Annotated in this window: 26 protein-coding genes, 1 pseudogene, 1 riboswitch and 1 other annotated feature; of the genes and pseudogenes, 8 read left to right on the plus strand and 19 right to left on the minus strand. The window is 44.0% G+C overall.

Features of this window, described 5'->3' with window-relative positions:
• Nucleotides 1–107 precede the first annotated feature (107 nt).
• The 7 genes from B9Z54_RS03835 to B9Z54_RS26375 form a co-directional block, all read right to left on the minus strand.
• Nucleotides 108–428 (minus strand): rhodanese-like domain-containing protein, encoded by a 321-nt coding sequence (locus B9Z54_RS03835; RefSeq protein ID WP_113927188.1) that lies wholly within the window; start codon nucleotides 426–428, stop codon nucleotides 108–110.
• 97 nt (nucleotides 429–525) lie between these two features.
• Nucleotides 526–2,940: a leucine--tRNA ligase gene (gene leuS / locus B9Z54_RS03840; RefSeq protein ID WP_113927189.1), complete on the minus strand. Its 2,415-nt coding sequence runs from the start codon at nucleotides 2,938–2,940 to the stop codon at nucleotides 526–528.
• 286 nt (nucleotides 2,941–3,226) lie between these two features.
• Nucleotides 3,227–3,446: a binding site (T-box leader), on the minus strand.
• A 139-nt stretch (nucleotides 3,447–3,585) separates the two neighbouring features.
• A complete protein-coding gene (locus tag B9Z54_RS03850; RefSeq protein ID WP_113927191.1) occupies nucleotides 3,586–4,773 on the minus strand; it encodes an MDR family MFS transporter in 1,188 nt (395 codons plus the stop codon).
• Nucleotides 4,774–5,491: 718 nt separating this feature from the next.
• The gene (locus B9Z54_RS03855) at nucleotides 5,492–6,058 is read right to left on the minus strand and encodes a DUF2812 domain-containing protein (protein ID WP_113927192.1); all 567 of its coding nucleotides are present in this window, start codon (nucleotides 6,056–6,058) and stop codon (nucleotides 5,492–5,494) included.
• Complete coding sequence (locus B9Z54_RS03860; RefSeq protein WP_113927193.1) at nucleotides 6,045–6,362, minus strand: PadR family transcriptional regulator; 318 nt, start codon at nucleotides 6,360–6,362, stop codon at nucleotides 6,045–6,047. The genes B9Z54_RS03855 and B9Z54_RS03860 overlap by 14 nt, the downstream gene beginning before the upstream one ends.
• Nucleotides 6,363–6,636: 274 nt before the next feature.
• Nucleotides 6,637–7,089 carry a M20/M25/M40 family metallo-hydrolase gene (locus tag B9Z54_RS26370; protein WP_345840685.1) on the minus strand — a complete coding sequence of 151 codons (453 nt, stop codon included), beginning with the start codon at nucleotides 7,087–7,089 and terminating at the stop codon, nucleotides 6,637–6,639.
• A gap of 14 nt (nucleotides 7,090–7,103) precedes the next feature.
• A complete protein-coding gene (locus tag B9Z54_RS26375; protein WP_345840686.1) occupies nucleotides 7,104–7,697 on the minus strand; it encodes a M20 family metallopeptidase in 594 nt (197 codons plus the stop codon).
• Nucleotides 7,698–7,868: 171 nt separating this feature from the next.
• Between B9Z54_RS26375 and B9Z54_RS24670 the strand changes: the two genes are divergently transcribed.
• A complete protein-coding gene (locus B9Z54_RS24670) occupies nucleotides 7,869–8,015 on the plus strand; it encodes a hypothetical protein (protein WP_162785083.1) in 147 nt (48 codons plus the stop codon).
• Between the two features lie 102 nt (nucleotides 8,016–8,117).
• Here the strand turns inward: B9Z54_RS24670 and B9Z54_RS03870 are convergent, their stop codons facing one another.
• The 3 genes from B9Z54_RS03870 to B9Z54_RS03880 form a co-directional block, all read right to left on the minus strand.
• Nucleotides 8,118–9,443 (minus strand): hemolysin family protein, encoded by a 1,326-nt coding sequence (locus B9Z54_RS03870; protein ID WP_113927194.1) that lies wholly within the window; start codon nucleotides 9,441–9,443, stop codon nucleotides 8,118–8,120.
• Nucleotides 9,444–9,853: 410 nt separating this feature from the next.
• The gene (locus tag B9Z54_RS03875; RefSeq protein WP_113927195.1) at nucleotides 9,854–10,024 is read right to left on the minus strand and encodes a glycogen biosynthesis protein GlgD; all 171 of its coding nucleotides are present in this window, start codon (nucleotides 10,022–10,024) and stop codon (nucleotides 9,854–9,856) included.
• Nucleotides 10,021–10,314 (minus strand): YtzC family protein, encoded by a 294-nt coding sequence (locus B9Z54_RS03880; protein ID WP_113927196.1) that lies wholly within the window; start codon nucleotides 10,312–10,314, stop codon nucleotides 10,021–10,023. Before B9Z54_RS03880 ends, B9Z54_RS03875 begins: the two co-directional genes overlap by 4 nt.
• Nucleotides 10,315–10,501: 187 nt before the next feature.
• Between B9Z54_RS03880 and mnmL the strand changes: the two genes are divergently transcribed.
• Together mnmL and mnmM are read left to right on the plus strand one after the other, a co-directional pair.
• Nucleotides 10,502–11,461 (plus strand): tRNA modification radical SAM protein MnmL/YtqA, encoded by a 960-nt coding sequence (gene mnmL, locus B9Z54_RS03885; RefSeq protein ID WP_113927225.1) that lies wholly within the window; start codon nucleotides 10,502–10,504, stop codon nucleotides 11,459–11,461.
• Nucleotides 11,458–12,030 (plus strand): tRNA 5-(aminomethyl)-2-thiouridylate-methyltransferase MnmM, encoded by a 573-nt coding sequence (mnmM, locus tag B9Z54_RS03890; protein WP_113927197.1) that lies wholly within the window; start codon nucleotides 11,458–11,460, stop codon nucleotides 12,028–12,030. Before mnmL ends, mnmM begins: the two co-directional genes overlap by 4 nt.
• Before the next feature lie 94 nt (nucleotides 12,031–12,124).
• On the opposite strand, the gene B9Z54_RS26080 is transcribed toward mnmM, so the two are convergent.
• The 5 genes and pseudogenes from B9Z54_RS26080 to B9Z54_RS03905 form a co-directional block, all read right to left on the minus strand.
• Nucleotides 12,125–12,259 carry a hypothetical protein gene (locus B9Z54_RS26080; RefSeq protein ID WP_275887777.1) on the minus strand — a complete coding sequence of 45 codons (135 nt, stop codon included), beginning with the start codon at nucleotides 12,257–12,259 and terminating at the stop codon, nucleotides 12,125–12,127.
• 77 nt (nucleotides 12,260–12,336) lie between these two features.
• Nucleotides 12,337–12,471, minus strand: coding sequence for a hypothetical protein (locus B9Z54_RS26085; protein WP_275887778.1), 135 nt, complete (start codon nucleotides 12,469–12,471; stop codon nucleotides 12,337–12,339).
• Between the two features lie 290 nt (nucleotides 12,472–12,761).
• The gene (locus B9Z54_RS03895) at nucleotides 12,762–13,763 is read right to left on the minus strand and encodes an LLM class flavin-dependent oxidoreductase (protein ID WP_113927198.1); all 1,002 of its coding nucleotides are present in this window, start codon (nucleotides 13,761–13,763) and stop codon (nucleotides 12,762–12,764) included.
• 469 nt (nucleotides 13,764–14,232) lie between these two features.
• A pseudogene (locus tag B9Z54_RS03900) lies at nucleotides 14,233–14,796 on the minus strand (DUF2600 family protein); the annotation flags it as partial.
• A 31-nt stretch (nucleotides 14,797–14,827) separates the two neighbouring features.
• The gene (locus B9Z54_RS03905) at nucleotides 14,828–15,637 is read right to left on the minus strand and encodes an alpha/beta hydrolase (RefSeq protein WP_113927199.1); all 810 of its coding nucleotides are present in this window, start codon (nucleotides 15,635–15,637) and stop codon (nucleotides 14,828–14,830) included.
• Between the two features lie 293 nt (nucleotides 15,638–15,930).
• On the opposite strand from B9Z54_RS03905, the gene B9Z54_RS03910 reads away from it, so the two are divergent.
• The gene (locus B9Z54_RS03910) at nucleotides 15,931–16,449 is read left to right on the plus strand and encodes a gamma carbonic anhydrase (RefSeq protein ID WP_113927200.1); all 519 of its coding nucleotides are present in this window, start codon (nucleotides 15,931–15,933) and stop codon (nucleotides 16,447–16,449) included.
• Nucleotides 16,450–17,288: 839 nt separating this feature from the next.
• Here B9Z54_RS03910 and metK read toward each other — a convergent pair.
• Complete coding sequence (gene metK, locus B9Z54_RS03920) at nucleotides 17,289–18,488, minus strand: methionine adenosyltransferase (RefSeq protein WP_113927202.1); 1,200 nt, start codon at nucleotides 18,486–18,488, stop codon at nucleotides 17,289–17,291.
• Nucleotides 18,489–18,696: 208 nt separating this feature from the next.
• Nucleotides 18,697–18,852, minus strand: a riboswitch (SAM riboswitch).
• Between the two features lie 864 nt (nucleotides 18,853–19,716).
• Between metK and pckA the strand changes: the two genes are divergently transcribed.
• The gene (gene pckA, locus B9Z54_RS03925) at nucleotides 19,717–21,306 is read left to right on the plus strand and encodes a phosphoenolpyruvate carboxykinase (ATP) (protein ID WP_113927226.1); all 1,590 of its coding nucleotides are present in this window, start codon (nucleotides 19,717–19,719) and stop codon (nucleotides 21,304–21,306) included.
• Nucleotides 21,307–21,352: 46 nt separating this feature from the next.
• Here pckA and B9Z54_RS03930 read toward each other — a convergent pair whose 3' ends face one another.
• Together B9Z54_RS03930 and B9Z54_RS03935 are read right to left on the minus strand one after the other, a co-directional pair.
• Nucleotides 21,353–21,595, minus strand: a complete 243-nt coding sequence (locus tag B9Z54_RS03930; protein ID WP_113927203.1) for a DUF2584 domain-containing protein — start codon at nucleotides 21,593–21,595, stop codon at nucleotides 21,353–21,355.
• 15 nt (nucleotides 21,596–21,610) lie between these two features.
• On the minus strand, nucleotides 21,611–22,396 hold the full coding sequence (locus B9Z54_RS03935; protein ID WP_113927204.1) for an alpha/beta hydrolase family protein: 786 nt from the start codon (nucleotides 22,394–22,396) through the stop codon (nucleotides 21,611–21,613).
• Between the two features lie 241 nt (nucleotides 22,397–22,637).
• Between B9Z54_RS03935 and B9Z54_RS03940 the strand changes: the two genes are divergently transcribed.
• The 3 genes from B9Z54_RS03940 to B9Z54_RS03950 all read left to right on the plus strand — a co-directional run bounded on the left by B9Z54_RS03940 (nucleotide 22,638) and on the right by B9Z54_RS03950 (nucleotide 25,288).
• Nucleotides 22,638–23,642 (plus strand): ABC transporter substrate-binding protein, encoded by a 1,005-nt coding sequence (locus tag B9Z54_RS03940; protein ID WP_113927205.1) that lies wholly within the window; start codon nucleotides 22,638–22,640, stop codon nucleotides 23,640–23,642.
• Nucleotides 23,643–23,727: 85 nt separating this feature from the next.
• On the plus strand, nucleotides 23,728–24,501 hold the full coding sequence (locus B9Z54_RS03945) for an ABC transporter ATP-binding protein (RefSeq protein ID WP_113927206.1): 774 nt from the start codon (nucleotides 23,728–23,730) through the stop codon (nucleotides 24,499–24,501).
• Nucleotides 24,485–25,288, plus strand: coding sequence for an ABC transporter permease (locus B9Z54_RS03950; protein WP_113927207.1), 804 nt, complete (start codon nucleotides 24,485–24,487; stop codon nucleotides 25,286–25,288). The genes B9Z54_RS03945 and B9Z54_RS03950 overlap by 17 nt, the downstream gene beginning before the upstream one ends.
• Before the next feature lie 25 nt (nucleotides 25,289–25,313).
• On the opposite strand, the gene ytkD is transcribed toward B9Z54_RS03950, so the two are convergent.
• The gene (gene ytkD, locus B9Z54_RS03955) at nucleotides 25,314–25,790 is read right to left on the minus strand and encodes an RNA deprotection pyrophosphohydrolase (protein WP_113927208.1); all 477 of its coding nucleotides are present in this window, start codon (nucleotides 25,788–25,790) and stop codon (nucleotides 25,314–25,316) included.
• Nucleotides 25,791–26,576: the final 786 nt, after the last annotated feature.

Consider the following 26,576-nt stretch of genomic DNA (forward strand, 5'->3'; position numbering starts at 1 on the left):
AAGCGGCAAATTTCGACACGCACATCACGCACCCTATGTTCCTCACTGCAAGCCCCTTCCCTAAACAAAACAAAAAAAGCACGCCCGAGAGCGTGCTTCCACCTAGCTTAAACGCATTTGTCCTTTGGCTGTGTCTCGCCTTCCCACTCGAGCATGCCGCCTTCCATGTTGACGACCTTGAAGCCTCGGTCATGCATGAACTGGCTGACTTTGCCGCTGCGGTTGCCGGAACGGCAGATGAGGATGTACTCTTTGTCTTTATCGAACTGATCAAGAGATTCTGGAATGTCGCCCATTTTGATGTGTTTTGCTTTTGGGATCATGCCTTCTTCTACTTCTTCGTCTTCACGGACGTCGACAAGGTCCAGATTCGCTCCCTCATCCAGCATTTTTTTCAATTCATCTGTTGTGATTGTTTTATAGCTCATTATGTACCCACCTTTCTTCTTTATTTTTTCATTATATCAGAGCTCTATGCACGGGAAAAATAAGAAGGCCGGCACCCAAAGCGCCGGCCGGAATAAATTAGTTTGCTACGATGTTAACAAGTTTGCCTGGAACAGCAATCACCTTGCGAACTGTCTTGCCTTCGATAAACTCCTGAACCTTCCCATCCTGAAGGGCGATTTCCTGAAGCTCATCTCTGCTGATGTCACGAGGTACAGTCAGCTTGGCACGAACTTTTCCATTCACCTGGAACACAATTTCGATTTCGTTGCTGACAAGCTTTGACTCATCATAAGAAGGCCACTCTGCATAAGCTAATGTTCCTTCATGGCCAAGCTTGCTCCACAGTTCTTCGGCAAGATGCGGAGTGACAGGTGCTAGCATTTTCACGAAACCTTCAATGTACTCTTTTGGAAGTACGTCTGCTTTGTAAGCGTCGTTGATGAAAACCATCAACTGGGAAATTCCTGTGTTTAAACGAAGTCCTTCAAAGTCTTCTGTCACTTTTTTCACCGTCTGGTGGTAGCTCTTCTCCAGATCTTTGTTCGTTTCGTCTTTGACTTTTTCGCTGATGCTTCCATTTTCGTCTACTAGAAGTCTCCATACACGATCAAGGAATCTGCGGGAGCCGTCCAATCCGTTTTCACTCCAAGCGATTGAAGCTTCCAGAGGCCCCATGAACATTTCGTACATACGAAGTGTATCGGCACCATGAGAAGAAACAATCTCATCTGGATTCACGACGTTTCCTTTGGATTTACTCATCTTCTCGTTGTTTTCCCCGAGGATCATCCCTTGGTTGAACAGCTTTTGGAATGGCTCTTTCGTTGGCACTACGCCGATATCGTAAAGGAATTTGTGCCAGAAACGTGCATACAGCAAGTGAAGCACAGCATGCTCTGCTCCGCCGATGTACATGTCGACCGGCAGCCAGTGGTTCAGGTTCTCTTCACTCGCAAGTGCCTCATCGTTATGAGGATCGATGTAGCGAAGGTAATACCAGCAGCTTCCCGCCCATTGCGGCATTGTATTGGTTTCACGGCGTCCTTTTTTCCCTGTTTCAGGGTCTGTAACATTCACCCACTCGCTGATATTGGCAAGCGGAGATTCACCTGTTCCCGAAGGCTTGATTTCCGTCGTTTTCGGAAGTGTCAGCGGCAGATCTTCAACAGGAACTGTCGTTGTCGTGCCGTCCTCCCAATGAATGACTGGAATCGGCTCGCCCCAATAACGCTGGCGGCTGAACAGCCAATCTCTCAAGCGGTAAGTCGTTTTCTTCTCACCGACACCTTCTTTTTCAAGCCACTCGATTGCTTTTGTGATTCCCTCTTCTTTTCCAAGACCATTAAGGAAATCAGAGTTTACATGCTCACCGTCGCCTGTGTACGCTTCTTCGTCCACATTTCCGCCGGCTACAACTTCTTTGATAGGAAGCTCGAATTTTTTCGCAAATTCATAATCTCTTTCATCATGCGCTGGAACCGCCATGATTGCGCCTGTTCCGTAACTCATCAATACATAGTCGGCAATCCAGATCGGCATTTTCTCGCCATTGATCGGGTTGACTGCATATGCACCAGTGAAAACGCCTGATTTATCTTTTGCAAGGTCTGTACGCTCAAGGTCACTCTTCGTTTTCACTTTATCAATATAAGCAGCAACCGCTTCTTTTTGCTCGCTCGTTGTGATTTCGTCTACCAGCCCATGTTCAGGAGCAAGCACAGCATACGTTGCACCGAAAAGGGTATCAGGGCGGGTTGTGAAAGCAGTGAACTTCTTATCAGTGCCTTCAATCGTAAAGTTGACTTCCGCTCCTTCAGAACGGCCGATCCAGTTTCGCTGCATGTCTTTGATGCTCTCCGGCCAGTCAACCTCTTCAAGGTCTTCAAGAAGGCGGTCTGCATAAGCCGTGATTTTCAGCATCCACTGTCTCATCGGACGGCGTTCTACCGGATGCCCTCCACGCTCACTTTTTCCATCAATAACTTCTTCGTTTGCCAGTACCGTTCCAAGTGCAGGGCACCAGTTAACGGCAACTTCATCGACATAAGCAAGATCTTTTTCATAAAGCTTTGTAAAAATCCATTGCGTCCATTTATAGTACCCAGGATCCGTTGTATTGACTTCGCGGTCCCAATCATAAGAGAATCCAAGAGCCTTGATCTGGCGGCGGAATGTGTTGATGTTCTTCTCCGTGAATTCTGCCGGGTCGTTGCCAGTATCAAGCGCATACTGCTCTGCCGGCAGGCCGAATGCATCCCAGCCCATTGGATGAAGGACGTTGTATCCCTGCATTCTCTTCATGCGGGAAAGGATATCTGTAGCCGTGTATCCTTCCGGGTGCCCTACGTGGAGGCCGGCACCTGATGGATACGGAAACATATCCAGTGCATAGAACTTCGGTTTATCCTTTTCAGTTTCGGTTTTGAATGTTTTTTGTTCTTCCCAATAATGCTGCCACTTTTGTTCGATGTCTTTGTGGTTAAAACTCATTGTGTGGAGCCTCCTTTTTTGATAAAAAATAAATTACTGTCTCAATCACTTTGCTTTTCCTAAAAGGGTTCGTTGATTTCCGCTCCAGGATGCTCGACTCCGCGGGGCGGGCGGTGAGCCTCCTCGGCTTTGCCTGTGGGGTCTCACCTGCCCGCTGCTCCCGCAGGAGGTCGCTCATCCTTCCGCTCCAATCAACTCTGTAGAAAAACCCATTTTCAAACTAAAAGCATAGCCCTTGAAAACCATTAAAAACAAAAAACTCCCGCCCCAATTATTAATAAATAATAATTGGGACGAGAGGTCTTTGATAAACTCCCGCGGTACCACCCAGATTAGTGTACACGCACTCACTTAATTCCATCCTTAACGCGGAAAACGGCAGGCATTACTTAGGTTCACACCCGCAACTCAAAGGCGAGTTCATGATGGTATCCGGTTGACTTTCACCTGCCGTCAACTCTCTAAAACGGTTCCTCATCATTACTATTCCTTATCAACGTTGAATTCTATACAACTATTGTATTCACTATTTTATGCAAAAGTATACGGAGTTGCAAGCCTAAATATTTTTATTTTTCTCAGGTATTTTTCTTGGTGTCCTTTTAGAAAAAAAGACCACCTTCATGAAGAAGATAGTCTTGGAATTTAGGAGATGGATATGGAGACAGCTTCTTTCTTTTTCAAAGACTTGTCATAGACTGCTGTAAAGATAATGGCAATGGCAAATAATCCGATTAAAGCTGTAAATAGGAATGAAATGCCGAAACCATCCACGAGCAGCCCTCCTAATACTGGACCGATCATTCTTCCGCCAGTCGCTGTACTGTTGACGATTCCCTGGTAGAATCCTTCCCTGCCCTTTGGAGCAAGGTCATTGGCGATGGTCGGAACCGCCGGCCAGATGAGCATTTCCCCGATGGTCATTATAATCATCGCAATTGCGAACATTTGGAAAGCATCAGCCGTCGCAGCCACACCGAATGAAATCATGAAAATGACAATCCCGATCTGAATCTGCATCTTTAAGTTATTTTCAAAGCGGCGGATGACTTTGGACAGAATTGGCTGCGCCAGGACGATTAACGCACCATTAATGGTCCACAGCAAGCTGTATTGCTTCAGGCTGATATTAATTTCCTGTGTATAGCTTGCGATGGTCGACTGCCACTGCACATAGCCGATCCAGCACAGGATATAGGCTGAGCAGATCAAAATCAAAGCTGTGAATTTAGCTTTATTTTTAATAAATGCGCCTTCTTGAATCACTGAAGTCTGCTTTCCGGTATTCACACTGATGTTCTTGTAGCCAAAGAAGGCGATCAAGAAGAAGACAACATACATAATCAAGTTTGCTAGAAAGATATATTGAAAGGAATAAGAAGCAACAAGCCCTCCGAGTGCTGCACCGACCGCGACGCCGACATTCTGCGCAACATAGATGGCATTGAATGACTTACGCCCGCCTTCAGGCCAGACAGACCCTGCCATGGCGTACACAGAAGGAAAAACGATACCAGAACCAAAACCGACGATTGCAAGAAAAATAACATAATGAGGCCATCCATGATAAAAATTCATTCCAACTAGAGCCAGCAGCGTAATGATGATTCCTGTTAAAATTGAACGGTATCCACCGATTTTATCAAAGAGACTTCCTCCAAACAGATTTCCGATGACACTTGCCCCGGCATTCAACATAAGGACCAATCCGGCAACTGATAATGACTTGCCAAGATGCGAATGAATGTAAATTGTATTCAACGGCCATAAAAACGATGCTGCCGTGACATTTACCATCATACCGGCAATCAGCAGCCACAATGATTTAGGCATAATGAGCGCTTCCCTTCCCTGAGATATTTCGATTCTCAAAATGAATTATAGGGCTTTTCAGGGCACTGCGCAATACACTTTGGAATAGAGAGATTATTCCAAAAAAGACTGGGATATTTTCACCAAACCTTGTCGGATTAATCGGAGATGGTTCTGTTCATTCATGATGTTTTTCTGGGAGGCTTTGAAGGACAGCTCACAGCTTCACTTCCCTTTTTTCTGCACCGGTTTTCTTTTTTTCTTTGGCTCTTTTCTAAGAGATTGTTGCTATTTTATCCTCCTCTTCATTTTACATAGAACGATTGGAGCGGAAGGCGTGCGACCTCCTGCGGGACTAGCGGGACAGGTGAGACCAAGGTTACGTACCCACTGGAACGTAACCCCGCAGGCGAATCCAGTTCCAGCGGCCAGCACCTAGCGGATTACTGTCTCCTTCCTTGCGATAAGTCATCATCGAATCGCTGTCGCTCTTCGTGATTCCTTTATCTCATGCAGGAGCCCTTAAATCCGTACGGTGCTGAACGGCCGCTTCCGCTTTTTATGAAGCCGAGGAGGCTCAACGCCCGCCCCGCGGAGTCGTGCGCATGGAGCGGAAATCCATTACTCTAAAAACAGCAACAATCTTTGCGAAAACAGCCTTTTCGTTTACATTTCCTACACTATCCGGCTCCCCCATCCGCTGCGAAAAATCTGCAAAAAGCGACTAAACCACCTCACATCATGTTTCTTTTAACATTGAATGCTTACGATAAGCTTTAAAGTAACTTCTCCAAAAAAGGATTGCCATAAGTGCGGGCAGCAGCTTCATGAGGACAAATGGAGTTTCAAATAAAAATGCTTTCCAAAATAATGAACCGTCCATACTCCACAGCCCCTCATGATATAACTCAGCATCACTGTAGAACATAAATGAATAAGCCAAAAATAAGGTACCCAGCCAAAATGAATAATTCATCAATCGCTTATAATAATTACCCTGTGATTGGCGGTCAGAGAAGATTTCATTTTGAGCATCGTTTTCTTTTTGCCAATACCGTATGCCGCTAAGCCAGGGTCCCTTTAAATAGTGCCAGCCAAAATCCTCATAAATACCTTTGTATTCCGCGAGCTTTTCCTTAGGCAGATTATCTTGATAATCAAGCCGCATTACATATCTCTTGTCCGTTTGTTCAAAAGTGTATATTCCTGACCCACTAATATTTGTACAGCGATAGCCTTTCTGTAATTGCTCGTTCAGCCATTGCTCTTCTTTTTCAATATTAAAAAATACTCTAAACTTCTTCATTTGATTCACTTCCTTCATACAAGGATAAAATATGCACAAGCCTTTCTTGTTCCATTTTCAAAACGTCGTTTCCTTCTGAAGTAATCATATAGATTTTTTTCCTGCCGGAGTTTCCAACAGATTCAATCCAGCCATGCTTATTCAAGTTTTCAATCGCCCCGTATAACGTACCAGCCGCTAATATAACGCTGCCATTGCTTAATTTTTCTATCTTCTGCATTGCGGCATATCCGTGGAGCGGTTCACGCAGAGCCAATAAAATATAGTGCATGGTTTCAGACAATGGCAATAACTTATGTTTCATACTTTCACCCTCTATTCAGTTCGACTATATAGTTCAACTTAATAATAATGTATTACAGTTCAACTGAATAGTCAACAAAATCCTTAGAATCTACAGATAAATTTTTATATCCAAGCAAAAAAAGTCGATTTCCTTAATATTGGGAAATCGACTCTCTCAGGGATAATATTTTTAATCAAATAAAAGGGCTTGGCAAAATCGATGTGATTAGCCACTCCCCTTTACTAATATTTTTTATTTTTAACTTGCAAACATAACCTGTGAATCAACTCATCTACACACTATGAGCAAAATCCAGCAGCATCTTCTGATACATGTAAAGAGATTTAACTTCGACATTTTCCTTGTTTCCATGCCAGTTTTCACCGACTGGGCCGAATTCGATCGCGGGAATGCCAAGCTGCGCAAAGAACTGAGTGTCAGCCGCCCCATGCTGGCCGAAGAATACAGCTTCTGAGCCTGTATTTTCTTCGACAGCCGCTTTGATTTTTTGCACGTAGAAATCCTCTATATCCGTTCTTACAGGCTTACTGAACATGCTGACGAACACTGAGCTGTCAATCGCTCCTTCAATTTGCTTCACCACATCATCTTTTGTTTGGTCAGGGAGGTACCGTATGTCATACTTCAGAATACACGTTCCCGGTACTTTATTATAAGCATCTCCCCCTTCAATCATTGCGAGATTGAGGGACGGCGTCGGGTAGTATTCAGAGCTTTCTTTCATAAAGGGCAAATCTTTTATTTTTGATGAACTTCATAAGCCTCTTCTATCGCATTTTTTCCTTCCCACGGTCTGCTTCCATGGGCAGGAATTCCCTCCACTTCAATATTAAGTCTTAATACTCCTTTTGCCTGCAGGGCGATGCCAAGCTGTGTCGGTTCAGAACAAATGACAAAGTCGCCTGTATAGCCTTCTTCGACCAGATGGCCTGTGCAATTAAAGCCGCCGATTTCTTCATCGGAGACGATTTGCAATTGGATTTTGGTGTTAAGTTCCTCATCCTTCAATGCAGCCATCGCCTTCATCATACACGCCACTCCCGCTTTCATATCAGCAGAACCGCGCGCATAGATCTTTTCATCCTTCTCACGGGGAATGAACTGCTCCTCCTTTCCGCTGACCACATCAATATGGCCGTTGAAAATAACCTTCTTGTCTCCGCTGCCGATTTCTGATACAAGCATTTTATATCCGTTGTTTTCTATGATATTTACGGACAGTCCATTTTCCTCCAGCCATTGACCGCAGAACTCAATTGCCTTGTTGCTTCCTTCTTTTGTCGAACTATTGATTAATAGTAACTCTTTTAATAGTTCTTTTAGTCCTTCCATAATCATCCTCCTTTAATAGAGATGCTAATGTTCATTTACCACGAACGAGAACGGATGAACCTTATTGATTAATAGTTTGCGAGAAAAGCCGTTCCACTTCTCTTATCACTTTATAAAAATCTGAAAAATTTTAAAAACAGACATATTCACATTCTATAACACCTATAATTATTGGAATTCAATCAATCCTTTGAAGTGAAGGACAGCTGCCGCAACCTCCAAGGCATTCTAATTGATGATGAAGGAAACGGGATTGCTCCCGAGAATACCCACAATATGACTGCCAACAATTTTACGGCCGCCTGCGGAAACGGTTAGCACTCTTGGCAGAAGTCAACAGATGGATGGACGCATATAAAAAATCGTGATAAAACAAAAAATCCAGCTTGGGCATTGAAATCCCGGCTGGATTTTTTATTATTAAGAGTCAAGTACGCTCTCTTCTTTAACCAATGCTTTTATTTTGGCAATCCGCTTGTCATCCATTTCCTCTATAGAGAACTCAATATTATTAAAATTAACTACAGGACGCTCACTTTCATTCGGAATGAAGCCCAGCTGCCCCAGCACAAAACCATTTAATGTATCAAAATCCTCTATCGGCAAATCAGCCTTCAGCACTTCTTCCACTTCATACAGATTGGTAGAGCCCAGAATCATAAAGGTTTCCTCGTCGAGTTGGTTTATTTCATCTTCTTCCAGCTCAGGTTCATCATACTCATCCGAGATGCTTCCGACGATTTCCTCCATGATATCTTCTATCGTCACAACCCCATCTGTTCCTCCATATTCATCTATTACAATCGCCATATGTGTATTGTTTTTCTGCATTTCCGCAAATAATGAATCAATGCTTTTGGATTCCAATACATAATATGGATTTCGAACAAGTGTCTTCAGGTCAAAGGTTTCTTCCCCGCCATTTTCAAGGAACTGAATGAGGTCCTTTACATGCAGGATACCAATGATTTGATCAAGATTCTCTTCATAAACAGGAAAACGAGTATATCTTTCAACATTCACAATATGGGCTGTTTCCTCTAGGTTCAAATCATAAGGAATTGCCATAATATTTGTTCTATGAGTCATTATATCCGAAACGTCCTTGTTGTCTAACTCAAAAATATTGTTGATCATTATCTTCTCATTTTCCTGTATCGTGCCCTTTTCTTTACCGACATCGACCATCATCCTTATTTCTTCTTCTGTCACATTTTCATCCTCTGCATTCGGGTCCACACCAAACAACCTGACAATCGTGTTGGTTGATAAGGTCAGCAACTTAACGAAAGGAGAAGAAACCTTCGAAAGAACAGAAAGCGGCACCACTGCAAACCGCGCAATCCCTTCTGCTTTTTGAAGCGCAAGCCTTTTGGGCACCAGTTCTCCCAGTACAAGCGTGAAATATGAAAGGATCAGCGTGATCATGACAACTGATATCGTTTCCAATACGGCCGCCGAAACCGGTACCCCCATATCCAACAGGACGTTAGTAAATCTGCCTGCAAAGCTTTCGGCTGCAAAGGCACTCGCCAGGAAACCAGCTAACGTAATCCCTATTTGGATGGTGGCAAGGAACCGGCTTGGTTCAGACAAAAGGTTATAAAGAAGGATCGCTTTTTTATCCCCCTTCTCCGCATCCAGCTTTACTTTGTTGTCATTTAATGAGATTAAAGCAATTTCTGACGCGGCAAAAAAAGCATTCAGCACAATAAGAATGAAAAGTATCAACAACTCTATCCCCAATTAAGTTTGCCCTCCAAGTGTTCATCATTTTAATTATACTTACAGATTAATCCTATTATATTTGTATAGAAGCATATTACACAAACTCCAATTTCGTTGAATTTGGCCTGAATAAAGGCTGAATTTACTCAAAAAACAATGCAATGAAGTATGCTTTCTTTTATTATTGCGTCCTTGCGAGGCCAATCATTGATTTTTATTTTCTGACTATTTTGGACCAGCAAAAGTTAGGTGATTTATCATATAGTTCTATACCATCCCAGCACGCCTTTCAATTTCTTAGTACATTTTTTGACTAATCGTACCATCTCTATTTTTGATGATACTGTTTCCGTCTTTACCACCTTCGAACAGAATTACATCTACAAACAGTACAAAGTGCCTCTCTATAAAAGAGAAGCACTCAATATTTACTGATTATCCAATTCCCGGTTCTTGGATTTCACCGGCTGGGCATGTTCTTCATAACGCTTTTTGGCTTCTTTTACCGGATTGTACTCTTTACCAAACTCGGTATCAAGGTTACGATCAGCATTCCTTGTTTTCTGCTCGGGATTATTTTGCTTTGAACGTTTTTTCAATGCAATTTTCCCCCCACGGAATCAGGATCATGATCCAGCAGAATCATTTCATTTTGAAATTGCTGAAGCTGCAGGCGCATTCTGTGAAGCTGTTCACGCTGCTGTGAATTGGCGCTGTTCGCAAGATGCCTGATATCATTTACGGCATCTTCGACCATCTGCATGGCATCTGTATACTCTTGATCATGGTAATGCTCCTGTTTTGTTCCTGATTTATATTGCTGCTGGGCATAACGGAGTGCATCCTCACATTTTTGCAAGCACTCATCAACCGATTGTCTTGTCGCCATCATTATCCCTCCAAAAAACTTCATAAACGAAGCTGTGCTTCTTTGTTTATTGTTTGTTATAAAGATGGAATCATCAGTAGAAAAATTTTCCTTTTGCAACTGTAACCGTGCTGTAATTGGATAAGGCGGCCTTTCATGATAAAATGCTTCTATCATGACCAGAGAGATACATAAGGAGGTGTTTGTCATAAAAGAGACAAACCCATTTCCGTATGCCGCTGATATAAAACGGTATCATACTTGGAATTATCATTTGAGAAATCATTTTGGACATAAAGTTTTTAAAGTAGCTCTGGATGGGGGATTCGATTGCCCCAACCGCGACGGCACAGTTGCTTACGGCGGCTGTACCTTCTGTTCGGCAGCAGGCTCTGGAGATTTTGCCGGAAGCCGAGTGGACCCGCTTGAAAAGCAGTTCAACGATATAAAGGACCGGATGCACCGCAAATGGAAAGACGGCAAGTACATGGCCTACTTCCAAGCTTTCACCAATACCCATGCACCCGTTGAGGAGCTGCGGGAGAAATACGAATCAGTTTTAAAGCAGGACGGCGTTGTTGGAATTTCGATTGCTACAAGGCCGGACTGCCTGCCAGATGATGTTGTTGAATATCTCGCAGAATTGAATGAGCGGACTTACCTCTGGGTCGAACTCGGACTGCAGACCGTCCATGAAAAAACAGCCAGCTTGATCAACAGGGCACATGATTATCAAACCTACGTTGAAGGTGTCAATAAACTTCGCAAGCACGGAATTCGTGTATGTTCCCATATTATTAACGGACTACCGCAGGAAGATTACACGATGATGATGGAAACCGCCAAAGAAGTGGCCAAATTGGATGTTCAAGGGATAAAGATACACCTCCTTCATCTCCTTAAGGGCACCCCTATGGTAAAACAGTTCGAAAAAGGCCAGCTGGAGTTCCTTTCATTTGAAGAATATGTAAGCCTTGTCTGCGACCAGCTGGAAATTCTGCCGCCAGAAATGATTGTTCACCGCATCACGGGAGATGGTCCGATCGACTTGATGATTGGACCGATGTGGAGCGTTAATAAATGGAATGTCCTGAATGCCATAGACGCTGAGCTGCAGCGCCGGAACAGCTGGCAGGGAAAATATTATAAAGCGGAGGTGGAAGTATGAAACTCGAAAAAGTTCTTCCGTTTGCAAGACAATTGCTTTCTGCGGCTGTAAAACCGGGTGACATCACCATTGACGCCACATTAGGAAACGGCCATGACACCCTTTTCCTCGCTCAGCTTGTCGGAGAAAATGGGCGGGTTTACGGATTTGATGTACAGGAAGACGCTCTGTTCAACACCAGAGAAAGACTTCAAACACATGGCTTGCAGGAACGGGTAACGCTCTTTAAGCAGGGACACGAAACAGTCGGCAGTGTCATTCCCCCTGTTCATTACGGGAAGGTAACTGGAGCTGTCTTCAACCTGGGCTATCTCCCAGGCGGGGACAAAACGATCGTCACCAGACCCAAGACAACGATAAAAGCCATTGAAAACCTTTTGGATATGATGGCACCGGAAGGAATCATTGTGCTTGTCATTTACCACGGTCACCGTGAAGGAGCCGTGGAAAGAGATTATATCCTCAGGTATGTCGAACGGCTGGATCAAAATTATGTCCATGTCCTCCGCTACCAATTCATGAACGGACTCAATAATCCGCCCTTCATTGTTGCACTGGAAAAAAGATAAAAGGATGTCCCGAGGCTGCGGGACATCCTTTTTATATTTGAGAGTTCTGGTTCTTTTTTGATTGATCCACGGCGGTCTTTAAGGGCATCATCTCTTAGTGAAGCCGCTGCCTTGAGGTATCCTGTACGCCTCTTGGGGACATCTTCTTCATGACTTCGCGGGCTTGTTGTACCCATGATGACCTCATGGGGACATCTTCTTCATAACTTCTTTGTTTTGATGTACCCATTGAGGACTCTTGGGGACATCTTCTTCTCCACTTCACGAATTTGATGTACCCATAAAGGACTCTTGGAGACATCATCTTCATAACTTCTCTGTTTTGATGTACCCATGAAGGACTCTTGAGGACATCAACTTCATGACTTCACGGTTTTGATGTATCCATAAAGGACTCTTGGAGACATCATCTTCATAACTTCTCTGTTTTGATGTACCCATTGAGGACTCTTGGGGACATCATCTTCACGACTTCACGGATTTGATGTATCCATGAAGGACTCTTGAGGACATCATCTTCATGACTTCACGGTTTTGATGTACCCATAAAGGACTCTTGAGGACATCATCTTCCATGGTTTGCTATTCTGATGTTCCCTTGAAAGACTCTTGGAGACATCATCCAGGCCATATCCCGGTTTTCATGTATCCAAGAGACCCTTTTGACGACATCATCTTTCCCACTTCTCTATTTTGATGTTCCCAAGACTATGTATGAGGACATCATCCGTTCACAACAACACATCCGCCACCAAATCAAATGACTTCAGCTTATCTTCAAAGTCATAGGTGATGGTGACCAGCATGATTTCATCAGTTTGATATTGTTCACTTAATTTAAGCAGCTGCTTTTTTACTTTTTCCGGGCTGCCAACAACCATGCGTTTACGGTTTTCCTTGATTCTCGCTTTTTCAAAAGAACTGTATTGATAGGATGCTGCTTTTTCCGGGCTTGGCGTCCCATTAGAACGCATACCTTGTTCAACCATCAGGATTGATAAGTCGATGCTTGAGGCTACCCGTTCCGCTTCTTCTTCCGTTTCTGCGCAAATGACAAAAACGGCTGCCATGTTCTGAGGCTGCGCAAGAAACTTTGATGGCTTGAAATGCTTTCGATACTGGTTTGTATAATGTGGTCCTTCCTCGCCATTTATAAACTGTGCAAATGTGTATGGCAGGCCTTTCTCTGCCGCCAGCATGGCACTAGAAGGACTTGATCCAAGCATCCATACGTCCGGCTTAGTATTGATGATAGGGGACGCCTGCAAGCCTTCATAAGGGTTGTTTTCTGGACGCTCGTCAGTCAGATAACCGAGCAGATCGTCAATTTGTTCAGGATATTGATCAACGTCGCGATAGCTTCCGTTATTCAAAGCCAATGATGCTCGAGGCATTCCGCCCGGGGCTCTGCCGATACCTAAATCGATCCGGCCGGGATTCAGCCCTTCAAGCACCCGGAAATTTTCTGCCACTTTGTATGCGCTGTAGTGAGGAAGCATCACGCCGCCTGATCCTACACGGATTCTCTCCGTTTTGGCTGCCAGATGAGCAATCAGTACCTCTGGCGAAGAACCGGCAAGAGTAGTTGTATCATGATGTTCGGACACCCAGAAGCGGTTGAACCCGAGCTTTTCAACATGCTGGGCCAGCTTTACTGTATTTTCAAGAGCTTTTTCGGGGCTCATCCCTTCTGCTATTGGTGATTGATCCAACACACTTAATTTTAAAGACACTCTTCCCCAACTCCTTCGTTCCTAGTGCATATTATTATCATTTTTGGGAAAAGAAATGTCCACTAACATGCTTAAAGGAACTTCATATCTCCTTGAACATAAGTGAAAGCGCCGACAGACAAATAGACCAATAAGAAAAAGACGCCTCTTCCTTTTATTCTCTTCGGGTTATTTGACCCCGGGCGGCTATGTCTGTTCCAATGGATACCAAACATAGGGGCTGAGACTCGACTTAGGTATTATAGTTAAATTTATCCAAAACCCATTCTATAATTCCCTGAAAAAAAAACAGATGACCCTTTCTCCGGGCCACCTGCCTCTATCAGGAACTTCTCTTCCATCCCTGAAATCTTCTATATAGTTTTCCATTGTAATAAAAAAACTTTGTCACCCAGCCTGAAGCATTCAGAAATTCTTTTGAAAAAGAGTGCACCTTTTGCTGTTTCCAGGCTTTTTCATCCTATTGATAAAACCAGCTCTTGAGCCTGTCCGTTCTTTCTTCTTTCTTCACATGCTTATGTATTTGCAAATCACAGTAGTAATCGCAGAGCTCATGCAGATAGGGCTTGATGGAAGAGTAACCAGGCACCTCTTTTAAAACAGATTGGCATGTTTGGACAAGGCCGGCCAGGTATCCTCCATCATCCTGGTCCTCCCTGAAGCGGTAATAGTGCCTAAGGGGTGCCTCTATCGTCAATGCATCTTTCATGGATTCATGGAGAGCCGCAAAGTCTTGGGGATCCAGGGATGTACTGCGGTCGCACAGATTATCAAGATAATCACTGATGGTCTGGTAGGCCACTATGAATTTGATAGCCTTATCTCTTTCCATTAACGCAAGCAAGGCCAATATCGAGCCTCCTTCACAATGGAAGGTTTTATGCTGGATACTGGCAAGTGCCTGCGTCCTCAACTCCTGGTTGGGAATTGCATCTGCCTTTGCAGTCCAGAAAGCCAGCTCCCTGTGAACTGCCGGAAATACCTTTCGATACACCTGACTCATCAACGAAATGGGATGAGTGGGTATGGACATACTCTTCACCTCACACGATTTGTCATGCAACTTAATCCTTTACTACATACCCGATTGTTTTCAATCTGGTTTCCACAAATGTTTTAGCGTATTCAAACACTTCGTCCCGCTCAGGTTCGTTAAAAATTTCGTGATAAAACTTCGGCCATTCTTTGTAATGCATTTCCGATAGCGAAAGTTCATTGAACCACTTTTTCACGAGAGACTTGTCTACAACCTTATCATCGCCGCCCTGCATAACTAACAAGGGGATATCGGGCATCTTTTGAACATTGGCAAAAGCCAGTTTGATCGCCTTGTCCAATTCACGATACCAGCGCACAGAAACCTTCGTTACATACAGCGAATCGTTGCTGTCGATTTCCCTTACATCCGCGTTCCGTGTAGCAAGATCCACTGTCAACCCTGATGAAAATTTCACATGCGGCGCCACCTTGTTCAAAATATGCGAGAGCATGTCAAGCGGCTTAGGGGGACGCTCAACAAGTCCCAGACATGGAGAGGACAAAATCAGGCCTGCAATATTGATATGTGACTCCTGCATCATTCTGGCCGCCACAAGACCGCCCATACTATGTCCGATCACAAACACAGGCAAATCAAATTGATAAGCCGCCTGTACCCAATCCTTCACCTCGATAATATATTCATCAAAAGAGTCGATATGTCCTCTTTTGGCACGCGAAGTCATGCCTTGGCCAGGCAAATCTCCCATAATGACGTGATAGCCGGATGTCCGCCACATTTCAATGAGCCACCCATAACGGCCATGATGCTCCATTGCACCATGAATAATGACAATGACCGCCTTCGCTTCCTGTTCAGATTCCCATTTCCACATGGCTGTTCCTCCTTAATCAACATTCATTAATGATAGCTACTTATGATAAACTCAATTTGTTACGCTTTTTTCAAAAAGATAGCTGCTTATGATTTACCTTCATCCCTTATTTTCTTTTGAGATTGAAGTGTCACACTCATGATCTTCCAGGGACTAGCAGGCGTTTATTCCAGCACCTTGCCCATCGGGTTGTGCGTCTGGTAAAGAAATCCATCATTTCCACGGCCGCGATCTTTGCGAAAACAGCCTTTAGTTAAGACTTATTATAACTGCCTTTCGAAAGGAGAAGCAAAATGATTTATGAATATTATGGTAAAATACCAAAAATAGCTGAAAGCGCCTATATTGCTGATTATGTAACGATTACTGGAGACGTCATTATCGGGGAAGAATCTTCGGTCTGGTTCAACAGTTCCATCCGCGGTGACGTAGCTCCTACCATCATCGGCAGCAAGGTCAATATCCAGGATAACTCAGTACTGCACCAAAGCCCTAATAACCCGCTTATCCTTGAAGACGAAGTCACCATTGGTCACAGTGTTATTTTACATAGCTGTAAAATCAGAAGAAAAGCGTTGATCGGCATGGGCTCAACCATATTGGATAACGCAGAGATCGGGGAAGGCGCCTTCATCGGAGCCGGAAGCCTGGTTCCGCAGGGAAAAGTCATCCCTCCGAACACCCTTGCATTCGGCCGCCCCGCAAAAGTCATCCGGGAATTAAACGATCATGATATCAGTGAAATGAAAAGGATTTCCAGGGAGTATGCTGAAAAAGGCCAGTACTACAAATCACTAAAGCCTCTTAAGTAATAGATTCTACTGTTTTTTACCCATTATCCCTTCCAGTTATTCTTTATTGGGAGGGATTCTTTAAATGGTTGCTCTTCCGTTCAGGTTGGAAGGGGTATTTTGGGGATGATTTTGGGTGGGCGCCATCCTTTCCCAGGCATTTGAGCATTTAGAATTCTTGAGACCCCTTTTTACTGAACCTTAGCGCTATTGGGGTCTCTAGAGGGTTTCTTGAGACCCTTTTCAGCTGAATTTCCCGGTCCTTGGGTGCCTAGAGCTCCCCTTGAGACCCAAGAACACTGAATTTTTTGATCCTTGGGTCCCTAGAGCACTCCTTGAGACCCTCCACCTCTGAATATCCTAATCCTTGGGTCTCTTGAGCTCCCCTTGACACCCAAAAACATTGGTTTTCCTTATCTTTGGGTCTCTAGAGCCCTTCTTGACACCCAAGAACACTGATTTTCCTGATCCTTGGGTCTCTAGAGCCCTTCTTGACACCCCAAGAACACTGATTTTCCTGATCCTTGGGTCTCTAGAGCCCTTCTTGACACCCAAGAACACTGATTTTCCTGATCTTTGGGTCTCTAGAGCCCTTCTTGACACCCAAGAACACTGATTTTCCTGATCTTTGGGTCTCTAGAGCCCTTCTTGACACCCAAGAACACTGAATTCCCCACTCCTTGGGTCCCTAGAACCTTTCTTAATGACCTTTCCAACTGAACCCCTGCACTTTGGGCGGGCAGCTAGAACCATACTTGAAACTTTTTTTGCCAAAGACCCCCTCACAACCAAACCAATCTCCAAATACACAAACAGCCCGAAGCATACACTCCGGGCCAAAACATATAACCAATATAGAATTAAGCTTGAACCTGCTGTTTAAGAACCTCAGCTTTGTCAGTACGCTCCCAAGGAAGATCAAGGTCGTTTCTGCCAAAGTGGCCGTAAGCAGCTGTCTGCTTGTAAATTGGACGGCGCAGATCAAGCATTCTGATGATACCCGCAGGGCGAAGGTCGAAATTGTTGCTGACCACTTCGATCAAAGCCTCTTCGGATACTGTACCTGTACCGAATGTGTCGATGGAAATTGATACTGGACGAGCTACACCGATTGCATATGCAAGCTGAACTTCGCATTTATCAGCAAGTCCGGCAGCAACGATGTTTTTCGCTACGTAACGGGCAGCATAGGCAGCGGAGCGGTCAACCTTTGTCGCATCCTTACCAGAGAATGCACCACCTCCGTGGCGAGCATAACCGCCATAAGTATCAACAATGATTTTACGGCCTGTCAGACCAGCATCCCCTTGAGGTCCGCCAATAACGAAACGGCCAGTAGGATTGATGAAGTATTTTGTTTGGTCATCGATAAGCTCTTTAGGAACAACTGGATCGATGACATATTCTTTAAGGTTCCGCTGGATACGCTCCAATGAAACTTCAGGATGGTGCTGAGTTGAAATAACGATAGTGTCGATGCGTACAGGCTTGTCGTTTTCATCATACTCAACTGTCACCTGTGTTTTACCGTCTGGGCGAAGGTATGGAAGTACATCATCCTTGCGCACTTCAGTCAGGCGGCGGGAAATTTTGTGAGCTAAAGAGATTGGAAGAGGCATAAGCTCTTTCGTTTCATTACAAGCGAATCCGAACATAAGGCCTTGGTCTCCGGCGCCGATTGCATCGATTTCTTCGTCGCTCATTTGTCCTTCACGGGCTTCAAGCGCCTGGTCGACACCCATTGCGATATCGGCAGACTGCTCATCGATTGAAGTCAATACTGCACAGGTTTCAGCATCGAAGCCATATTTCGCGCGGGTATATCCAATTCCTCTGATTGTCTCGCGTACAATCTTTGGAATATCCACATAAGTATTCGTAGTGATTTCTCCAGCAACCAGCACTAGACCAGTTGTCACAGACGTTTCGCAGGCTACGCGTGCATTAGGGTCATTAGTTAAGATTGCATCTAAGATAGAATCGGAAATTTGATCACAAATTTTATCTGGGTGTCCTTCAGTTACGGACTCAGATGTAAACAGACGACGTTTAGTTGACATCGGTGTTCCTCCCTTAATAAAAAATAATTGACAGAACAGAAATCCGGCCTGTTCTCAATACTTAATCACGGTACTCATTCCCTCAGTAGTATGAAGTAAACATGGAGATTTTATCAAAAGAACTCAGCGCCGGGGCTGAAAGTTTCCAATAAAAAAACCTTCCCGTCTAAAAATAGAGGAAAGGTTGTGATTTAAGCCGCGCCTTTCACTCTTATTGATCAAGGAATATCCTTGCATCAGATTAGCACCTTTGCCTGGAAGTAACCTGTACAGAAACCGTTAAAGTCTTTCTGTACTATCATTTCTTCACAAGCAGGTTGCTGGGTTTCATTGGGGCTGTCCCTCCACCAGCTCGGAATAAGAGTATCCGTTCAATGGTCAATATTAACTTACTTTGTCAAAACGTGTCAACCATTTTTATTTTACAACAAATTTTCTGGGAAATCCCTTATATCTAAAGGATTAGACGTGATCTCGACAAGGCATAAAAAGTTTCAGGAAATTTGTATATTGATGCTTCAATTCACACAAAACTTCCTATATAATTAGATTCGCCATGAAAACGGTAACATTTCATAAGATCCTGCAATAGCATAACTTATTATAGGTTATTCCTGCTGTAAAAATTGGTGCCGATCCAACTTAATGGCACTTTCCAGTTTTTACGGATAACACTCTTTCTCTCCTGCCTCACTACAAGTGGACTGGGAGATCTTATTAATAGGCTCTTTTCGTAAACTTTATTTTTGATACAAATTCCAAAAAACAACAATAATGAAAAGAAGCTGTTCTCCCCGATTCGAGAGAAATCCTTAGTATACTGGGAAGAACCCGGCTCTTGGGAATTTTCTGTAACCACCAATTATGCGAAGAGCCTTATATTAAGTGAAAAAATAAATGTTTACCTCGCCCTCTTTAAGACTAAAGCATAAGTAGGGCTTAAAATGGCAGCGCTCTCATCCTCTTTAAAAGGATAATTGTGACAATTTGTTAACAGGTTTAAAAAATAGCTAAATAGTATAGACTAATGGTTTTATTGTGTTATACTATTTCTTGAGAAACAAAGGGGTATTCCAATATGGCTCTCCTTTTAAAAGCTTTTCTCTGCTGCTGTCGAATTGGTTCAATAAGATAACCTTATCAGGAGCCAAGCGGCCACAGTTCGAGGGGATGGAAAGTTTTTTTATAAGGAGAGCACTAAATAATGTACAAAGGAAGGTTAGTTACTATGACTTCAGTTAGCCTGTCTAATAAACTAAATGAATTACTTAATGGAAAGAACATAAAAGTACAGTTATCTGTACCTCAATTAGTTGAGAAGGTTTTGAATCGGAATGAAGGAATCCTGACTAATTCAGGTGCTGTCCGTGCAGAGACAGGCAAATATACTGGCCGTTCTCCACAGGATAAGTTCACTGTGGAAGAACCTTCTACGAAAGATAAGATTGAATGGGGCTCTGTGAATCAGCCGATTTCTACAGAAAGCTTTGACAAACTATATAATAAAGTCATTGATTACTTACAAGAAAAAGATGAAATTTTTGAATTCAGAGGATTTGCAGGAGCAGATCCCAAACACCGCATGCCGATCAGGGTCATAAATGAATATGCATGGCATAACCTGTTTGCCCATCAGCTGTTCATCCGACCAGAAGCAGATGAACTCAAGGATCATGATGCTGAGTTCACTGTGATTTCAGCGCCTACTTTTAAAGCTGACCCGGCTGTTGATGGAACAAACTCTGAGACATTCATAATTGTATCCTTTGAAAAAAGGACGGTTCTAATCGGAGGAACAGAATATGCGGGCGAAATGAAGAAGTCCATATTTTCCGTGATGAACTTCATGCTTCCTGAAAATGATATCCTTTCCATGCACTGTTCTGCCAACGTTGGCCAGGAGGGTGACGTGGCACTTTTCTTCGGCCTTTCAGGAACAGGAAAAACAACTCTTTCAGCAGATCCTAACCGCCGCTTGATCGGTGATGACGAGCATGGCTGGTCTCCAAACGGTGTCTTCAATATCGAAGGCGGATGCTATGCAAAAACAGTTGATCTTACACGTGAAAAAGAACCTCAGATTTTCGATGCGATCCGTTTTGGTTCGGTGCTTGAGAATGTAATGGTGGATGAAGACACACGCATCCCTGATTATGAAGACAGCACACTAACTGAAAATACACGTGCTGCTTATCCGCTTCAGGCAATTGACAATATTGTGGATCCGAGTGTTGCCGGACATCCTAATACAATTATTTTCCTTACGGCTGATGCATTCGGAGTTCTTCCTCCAATCAGCAAACTGACGAAAGAACAAGCGATGTATCACTTCTTGAGCGGATATACATCCAAGCTGGCAGGCACTGAAAGAGGCATCACTTCTCCTCAGGCAACATTCTCTACTTGCTTCGGTTCTCCATTCCTGCCGCTTCCTGCTACAGTGTATGCAGAAATGCTTGGCAAGAAGATCGATGAGCACAACGCACAAGTATACCTTGTTAATACAGGGTGGACCGGCGGTGAGTATGGTGTCGGCAGCCGTATGAAGCTTTCCTTCACGCGTGCTATGGTGCAGGCAGCCCTTGAAGGGGAACTTGCGCATGTGGAAACAGCCACTGATGATATTTTCGGCCTTAAAATCCCGGTACATGTACCAGGTGTTCCTGATGAAGTCCTTCAGCCCCGCAAGACCTGGTCTGATGAAGAAGCTTACATCGAGAAAGCAAAAGAACTTGCAGGCAAATTCAAAAACAACTTCACTAAATTTTCTAACGTCCCGGAAGAGATCCAATCCAAGGGCGGACCAATCAAAGCGTAGTATACAAAAAGGCGGGCTCCGTAAAAAACGGGCCCGCCTTTTCTATTTAATTCGTACTGTTAAGTGAGATCAGTTGATAAGTGATCACCGTTTCTCCGTTTTCCCATTGAAGCCGTTTGATTTCTCCGACACCATTGGTTTCCCCATCCCTCGTTCTTTTGACCTCAATTGGAATCTCCATCGGATACAACCGATATCCCTCTTTTACCAGTTCAAATGTATTTTCTTCCAGCCTGCTTTCTCTGCCTTTTGTAACAATCATTGTATTTAATTCAAGACCCATGCCCACCTAACAACACTTCCTTTAGCTGTATTTTTTCATCCAGTCACAAACGATTTTAACGATTTCCCTGTTGATGACCGGAGGAAAATAATGTGTATAGTTTTCAAAATAATAGGTATCGACCTTTTTGTCCAGTTCTTTCAGCCTTTTTTCCAGTCTGTGGGCATGTTCAATGGACACATTTTGGTCCTGCGCGCCATGAACAATGAGGACTGGAGCCTCTATTTCCTCCAACCGGTATAAAGGCGTCCTCCATTTGTATCGTAAAGGGTACTTCTTGGGCGTTCCCCCGATGACTCTCTTCATCATCCTGCGAAGGTCTTTCCGTTCGTCATATGTCAGCACCATATCAGAGACTCCGCCCCATGTAACGACCGATGCTGAATCTTTTTTATCTATTGCGGTCAGCAGCCCCATGACCCCTCCCCTGGAAAAGCCGAACACATGGACCTTTTTCCCGAGTACTCTTGGGTGATCCGCCAACAAGTCAAATGCGCCATAAGCATCTTTACGGTCATCACCTGCAAAGTCCTCATTCCCTTCTCCGCCTTGGTTTCCACGATAAAAAGGCGCGAAAACAATGAATCCCTCCGCCGCAAATTGAGCGATACGCGCCGGCCGCACCTGCCCGACATTTTTGATACCACCCCTTAAATAAAGAAACCCCGGGTACTGTTGATCATCCTTCGGCTCCGCCATCATGCCTTTCACACGGAGGCCGTCTGCTAGATATGTAACAGAATACAGCTCGACCTTTGGATTCGGTGAAGGGAAAATCTGTTTTTCGAGTATCGTCCCGTTGTTCATATTCTCACCCTTTCAAAGATTAGATTTTTTCTATTTGAAGAGTTAATTCCTAGTGCACCCCTGCAAAGCCAATTCTGCCTAAACAATTCCGTTCAATACTTAGTCATCTAGGCTATCACACAATTTTCATTTTTACATACGATATGTAGCAAACAACATATGTTTGTCATCCCCGGTGCAGTGACTCTTTGCAGCCAATATGACCGCGGGTAAGTGACAGCATTAAAGGAGAGGAACCAAATTGAAAAGGCTGCTGAAGATTAGTTTTTCATTCTTTATGATCCTCATTCTCTCAATCGGTGTTTGGGGTTGTGCAAATCAACAAGACACATTGGAGAAAGTGAGAATTGCGGAAGTAACGCGTTCCATTTTTTATGCTCCTCAATATGTCGCCATTGAAAAAGGCTTCTTTGAAGAAGAAGGATTGGATATTGAATTGACAACGACATGGGGCGGAGACAAAACCATGACAACCCTGCTTGCTGATGGGGCCGATGTTGCCCTTGTAGGTTCAGAGACCAGTATTTATGTCGATTCACAAGACTCCAGTGATCCTGTCATCAACTTTGCCCAACTCACTCAAACAGACGGAACCTTCCTCGTCGCAAGAGAAAACGTCGAAGATTTCGAATGGGATCAATTAAAGGGTTCGACTTTCCTGGGCCAGCGCAAAGGCGGTATGCCGCAGATGGTTGGAGAGTTTGTGCTGAAGAAACAGGGAATCGATCCGCAGGAAGACCTCGATCTGATTCAGAATATTGATTTTGCGAATATACCTAACGCTTTCGCCTCCGGTACAGGAGACTATGTCCAATTATTTGAACCGACCGCTTCCATTTTTGAAAAAGAAGGAAAAGGATTCATCGTCGCCTCGTTTGGTGAACAGTCCGGTCATGTACCTTATACCACATTTATGGCAAAAGAAAGCTTCATGAAAGAAAATAGTGAAACCATTGAGAAGTTCACCAGAGCTGTGTATAAAGCCCAGAAATGGGTGGAAGAACACGAGCCTGCAGAAACCGCCGAGGTCATTCAATCCTACTTTGAGGACACCGACCTTGATATTATCGAAACAGTTGTCGATCGATATAGAAGCCAAGGATCCTTTGCAGCCGACCCTATTCTTGATGAAGAAGAATGGAACAATTTGCAGGATATCATGGATGAGGCAGGCGAACTTCCTGGCAGAATCCCTCATGGCAAATTAGTTAATACCACTATAGCTAAAGAGATAATGAATGAATAAAGTAAGGTGAGAGAATGTCATGGTTAGTCCACTTTCCGGGCTAACCTCTCTTTCGCTTCTATAACCATTTAAGGAGGGATACCGAATGGAGCTTCTTGAAATAGACAGCATTCATCACACCTACTTCACACCAGACTCTGCCACAACTGCTCTCGAAGACATCTCATTGACAGTAAATGAAGGGGAGTTTGTCTCTTTTCTAGGTCCAAGCGGATGCGGGAAAACCACTTTGCTTTCCATCATTGCTGGTCTTTTTCAACCCAGCTCTGGAAGAGTCACGATTGAAGGAGAGCCTCTGGAAAAGAACAAACATAAACTCGGCTATATGCTGCAGCAGGACTATTTGTTTCCATGGAAGAATATCGAAGAAAACATCCTGCTTGGGTTAAAAACGATGAATAGGCTTACAGATGAAAAGAAGGCTTGGGCCTTGAACCTGCTGGATGAGATCGGCCTTGAAGGGGTCGCAAAGCAATCTCCTAACCAGTTATCAGGCGGAATGAGGCAGCGTGCCGCACTTGTCCGCACTCTCGCCATGGAACCAAAGCTGCTTCTGCTCGATGAACCATTTTCCGCCCTTGATTATCAAACCAAACTGAAGCTTGAGGATCTGGTATTTCAAACGTTAAAGTCATTCAACAAGACGGCACTGCTTGTCACCCATGATATTGGAGAAGCCATTGCCATGAGTGACCGAATTGTCCTTCTATCCGCGAAACCTGGCAGAGTCCATAAGATAGTCAGCGTACCTGAAGAGCTCAGGAAACTGGTTCCTTTCCACGCAAGAAACCACGAGGCCTACTCAGACTGTTTTCAAGGCATATGGAAGGAGTTGGAGAAACTTGAGTCCGCAAAGTAACATCCAAAAGCAGCACGAACGTTATTTACAGAGCCTGAAAAAAGAAAGAAAAATGGTCTGGTTGTATCAGCTGTTTATTTTCATCTCCTTCTTTTCAATTTGGGAAACAGCAAGCAGATTTAAATGGATTGATCCCCTTATTTTCAGTTCCCCTTATAAAATAGGAAATCTGTTTATCGAAAAGATCGGGGATGGCTCGTTGATCACCCATATTACCATCACATTGGGAGAGACAGTTGCAGGGTTTATTCTTGGTACACTTCTGGGTACTTTGCTGGCGGCGATCCTATGGTGGTCACCATTCCTGTCCAAAGTCCTCGATCCTTACCTGGTCATCTTGAACGCCATGCCGAAAGTGGCATTGGGACCTATACTGATTGTTGCCCTTGGGCCTGGTTTAACTTCCATCATAGCCATGGGTGCCATCATCTCCATCATCATCACAACCATCGTGGTCTACACCTCTTTCAGGGAAGTTGACCCCAACTACCTGAAAGTCATGCAGACATTCGGAGCAACCCGGGCACAAACCTTTAAAGAAGCGATTCTGCCCGCTTCTTTTCCAACCATCATTTCTACTTTAAAGGTCAACGTCGGCTTGTCCTGGGTAGGCGTGATTGTCGGTGAATTCCTGGTATCCGCCAAAGGACTCGGCTATATGATCATTTACGGCTTCCAGGTATTCAACTTCTCGCTTGTACTACTCTCACTGCTGATCATTGCTGTTTTCGCGACACTTATGTATAAAGTTGTAGAAGTGCTTGAGAGAAAATTAATAAGGTTCTAAATGAGAGGCTTTTTAAATAGCCTCTTTATTTTTTCAGGTATCCCTGCTCATCCAAATACTGCAGTGACTTAGCAACAACCTCATCCTTCATCACGAAGCTGAATTGATCATCTTCTTTTACCGATTTCAAATCTCCGCTCCAAATCTGCGGTCCATCTGTCTCCAAGTAGTCTTCTTGATCCTTCAGGAAATCCACTTTGGCAAAAAAAATCGCTTTTGCAAAAGGCTTCTGCTGGTTTACTCTATAGGTTCCAATACGGATAAGTTTTGACGCGTTTCCGCCAGTTTCTTCATACAGTTCTCGAGTGGCGGCTTCCTGTAATGTTTCGCCTTTTTCCACTTTCCCTCCAGGAAACTCAAGCCCCCTTGTTTTATGGCGGGTCAAAAGCCATTCACCCTTATGGAAGGCAATCACTAATACATGTTTAGGAGTGATTGGAAAATCAGTAGTCCCTAGTGACAGTTCAACCTCGTATCCATTGTAGTCTAAGAATTTTTCCATTTTAAATTTCACCATTTCTATGTTAATTATATTTTAAATCATAGGGCGTTCGTTAAGGTATGGCCCTTATATATCCTTTCGAGGTGACCGGATACATATCTCTCAACACAACAAGCCTCTCTTGTATCACGGTGCGGCTTGGATACATACCTCTCAACCAACACGCATACTCATGTATCCACCCATACAGTGTGGATACATATCTCTCAACAAAAGCACTCACTCATGTATCCACTCGAGCAGCTTGGATACATATCTTTCAACAAACACGCTCACTCATGTATCCACCCAAGCGCCTTGGATACATATCTCTCAACAAAAGCGCTCACTCATGTATCCACCCAAGCGCCTTGGATACATATCTCTCACCAAAAGCGCTCACTCATGTATCCACTCGAGCAGCTTGGATACATATCACTCTCCAAAAGCGGACACTCATGTACCCACTCGAGCGGATTGGATACATATCTCTCAACAAAAGCACTCACTCATGTATCCACTCGAGCAGCTTGGATACATATCTTTCAACAAACACGCTCACTCATGTATCCACTCGAGCAGCTTGGATACATATCTCTCACCACAAACGCTCACTCATGTATCCACTCATACGGCTTGGATACATATCTCTCTCCAAAAGCGGACACTCATGTACCCACTCGAGCAGCTTAGATACATATCTCTCACCAAAAGCGCTCACTCATGTACCCACTCGAGCAGCTTAGATACATGTCTCTCACCACAAACGCTCACTCATGTATCCACCTCATACGGCTTGGATACATA

This window comes from Bacillus sp. P14.5 (assembly GCF_003316765.1).
Taxonomy (GTDB): domain Bacteria; phylum Bacillota; class Bacilli; order Bacillales; family Bacillaceae_B; genus Rossellomorea.

Coding starts and splice junctions, on each gene's coding strand:
- B9Z54_RS03835 (WP_113927188.1), bottom strand. CDS start 428: ATGAGCTATAAAACAATCACAACAGATGAATTGAAAAAAATGCTGGAT.
- leuS (WP_113927189.1), bottom strand. CDS start 2,940: ATGAGTTTTAACCACAAAGACATCGAACAAAAGTGGCAGCATTATTGG.
- B9Z54_RS03850 (WP_113927191.1), bottom strand. CDS start 4,773: ATGCCTAAATCATTGTGGCTGCTGATTGCCGGTATGATGGTAAATGTC.
- B9Z54_RS03855 (WP_113927192.1), bottom strand. CDS start 6,058: ATGAAGAAGTTTAGAGTATTTTTTAATATTGAAAAAGAAGAGCAATGG.
- B9Z54_RS03860 (WP_113927193.1), bottom strand. CDS start 6,362: ATGAAACATAAGTTATTGCCATTGTCTGAAACCATGCACTATATTTTA.
- B9Z54_RS26370 (WP_345840685.1), bottom strand. CDS start 7,089: ATGAAAGAAAGCTCTGAATACTACCCGACGCCGTCCCTCAATCTCGCA.
- B9Z54_RS26375 (WP_345840686.1), bottom strand. CDS start 7,697: ATGGAAGGACTAAAAGAACTATTAAAAGAGTTACTATTAATCAATAGT.
- B9Z54_RS03880 (WP_113927196.1), bottom strand. CDS start 10,314: ATGGCGACAAGACAATCGGTTGATGAGTGCTTGCAAAAATGTGAGGAT.
- mnmM (WP_113927197.1), top strand. CDS start 11,458: ATGAAACTCGAAAAAGTTCTTCCGTTTGCAAGACAATTGCTTTCTGCG.
- B9Z54_RS26080 (WP_275887777.1), bottom strand. CDS start 12,259: ATGGGTACATCAAAACAAAGAAGTTATGAAGAAGATGTCCCCATGAGG.
- B9Z54_RS26085 (WP_275887778.1), bottom strand. CDS start 12,471: ATGGGTACATCAAAACAGAGAAGTTATGAAGATGATGTCTCCAAGAGT.
- B9Z54_RS03905 (WP_113927199.1), bottom strand. CDS start 15,637: ATGTGGAAATGGGAATCTGAACAGGAAGCGAAGGCGGTCATTGTCATT.
- B9Z54_RS03910 (WP_113927200.1), top strand. CDS start 15,931: ATGATTTATGAATATTATGGTAAAATACCAAAAATAGCTGAAAGCGCC.
- metK (WP_113927202.1), bottom strand. CDS start 18,488: ATGTCAACTAAACGTCGTCTGTTTACATCTGAGTCCGTAACTGAAGGA.
- pckA (WP_113927226.1), top strand. CDS start 19,717: ATGACTTCAGTTAGCCTGTCTAATAAACTAAATGAATTACTTAATGGA.
- B9Z54_RS03935 (WP_113927204.1), bottom strand. CDS start 22,396: ATGAACAACGGGACGATACTCGAAAAACAGATTTTCCCTTCACCGAAT.
- B9Z54_RS03945 (WP_113927206.1), top strand. CDS start 23,728: ATGGAGCTTCTTGAAATAGACAGCATTCATCACACCTACTTCACACCA.
- ytkD (WP_113927208.1), bottom strand. CDS start 25,790: ATGGAAAAATTCTTAGACTACAATGGATACGAGGTTGAACTGTCACTA.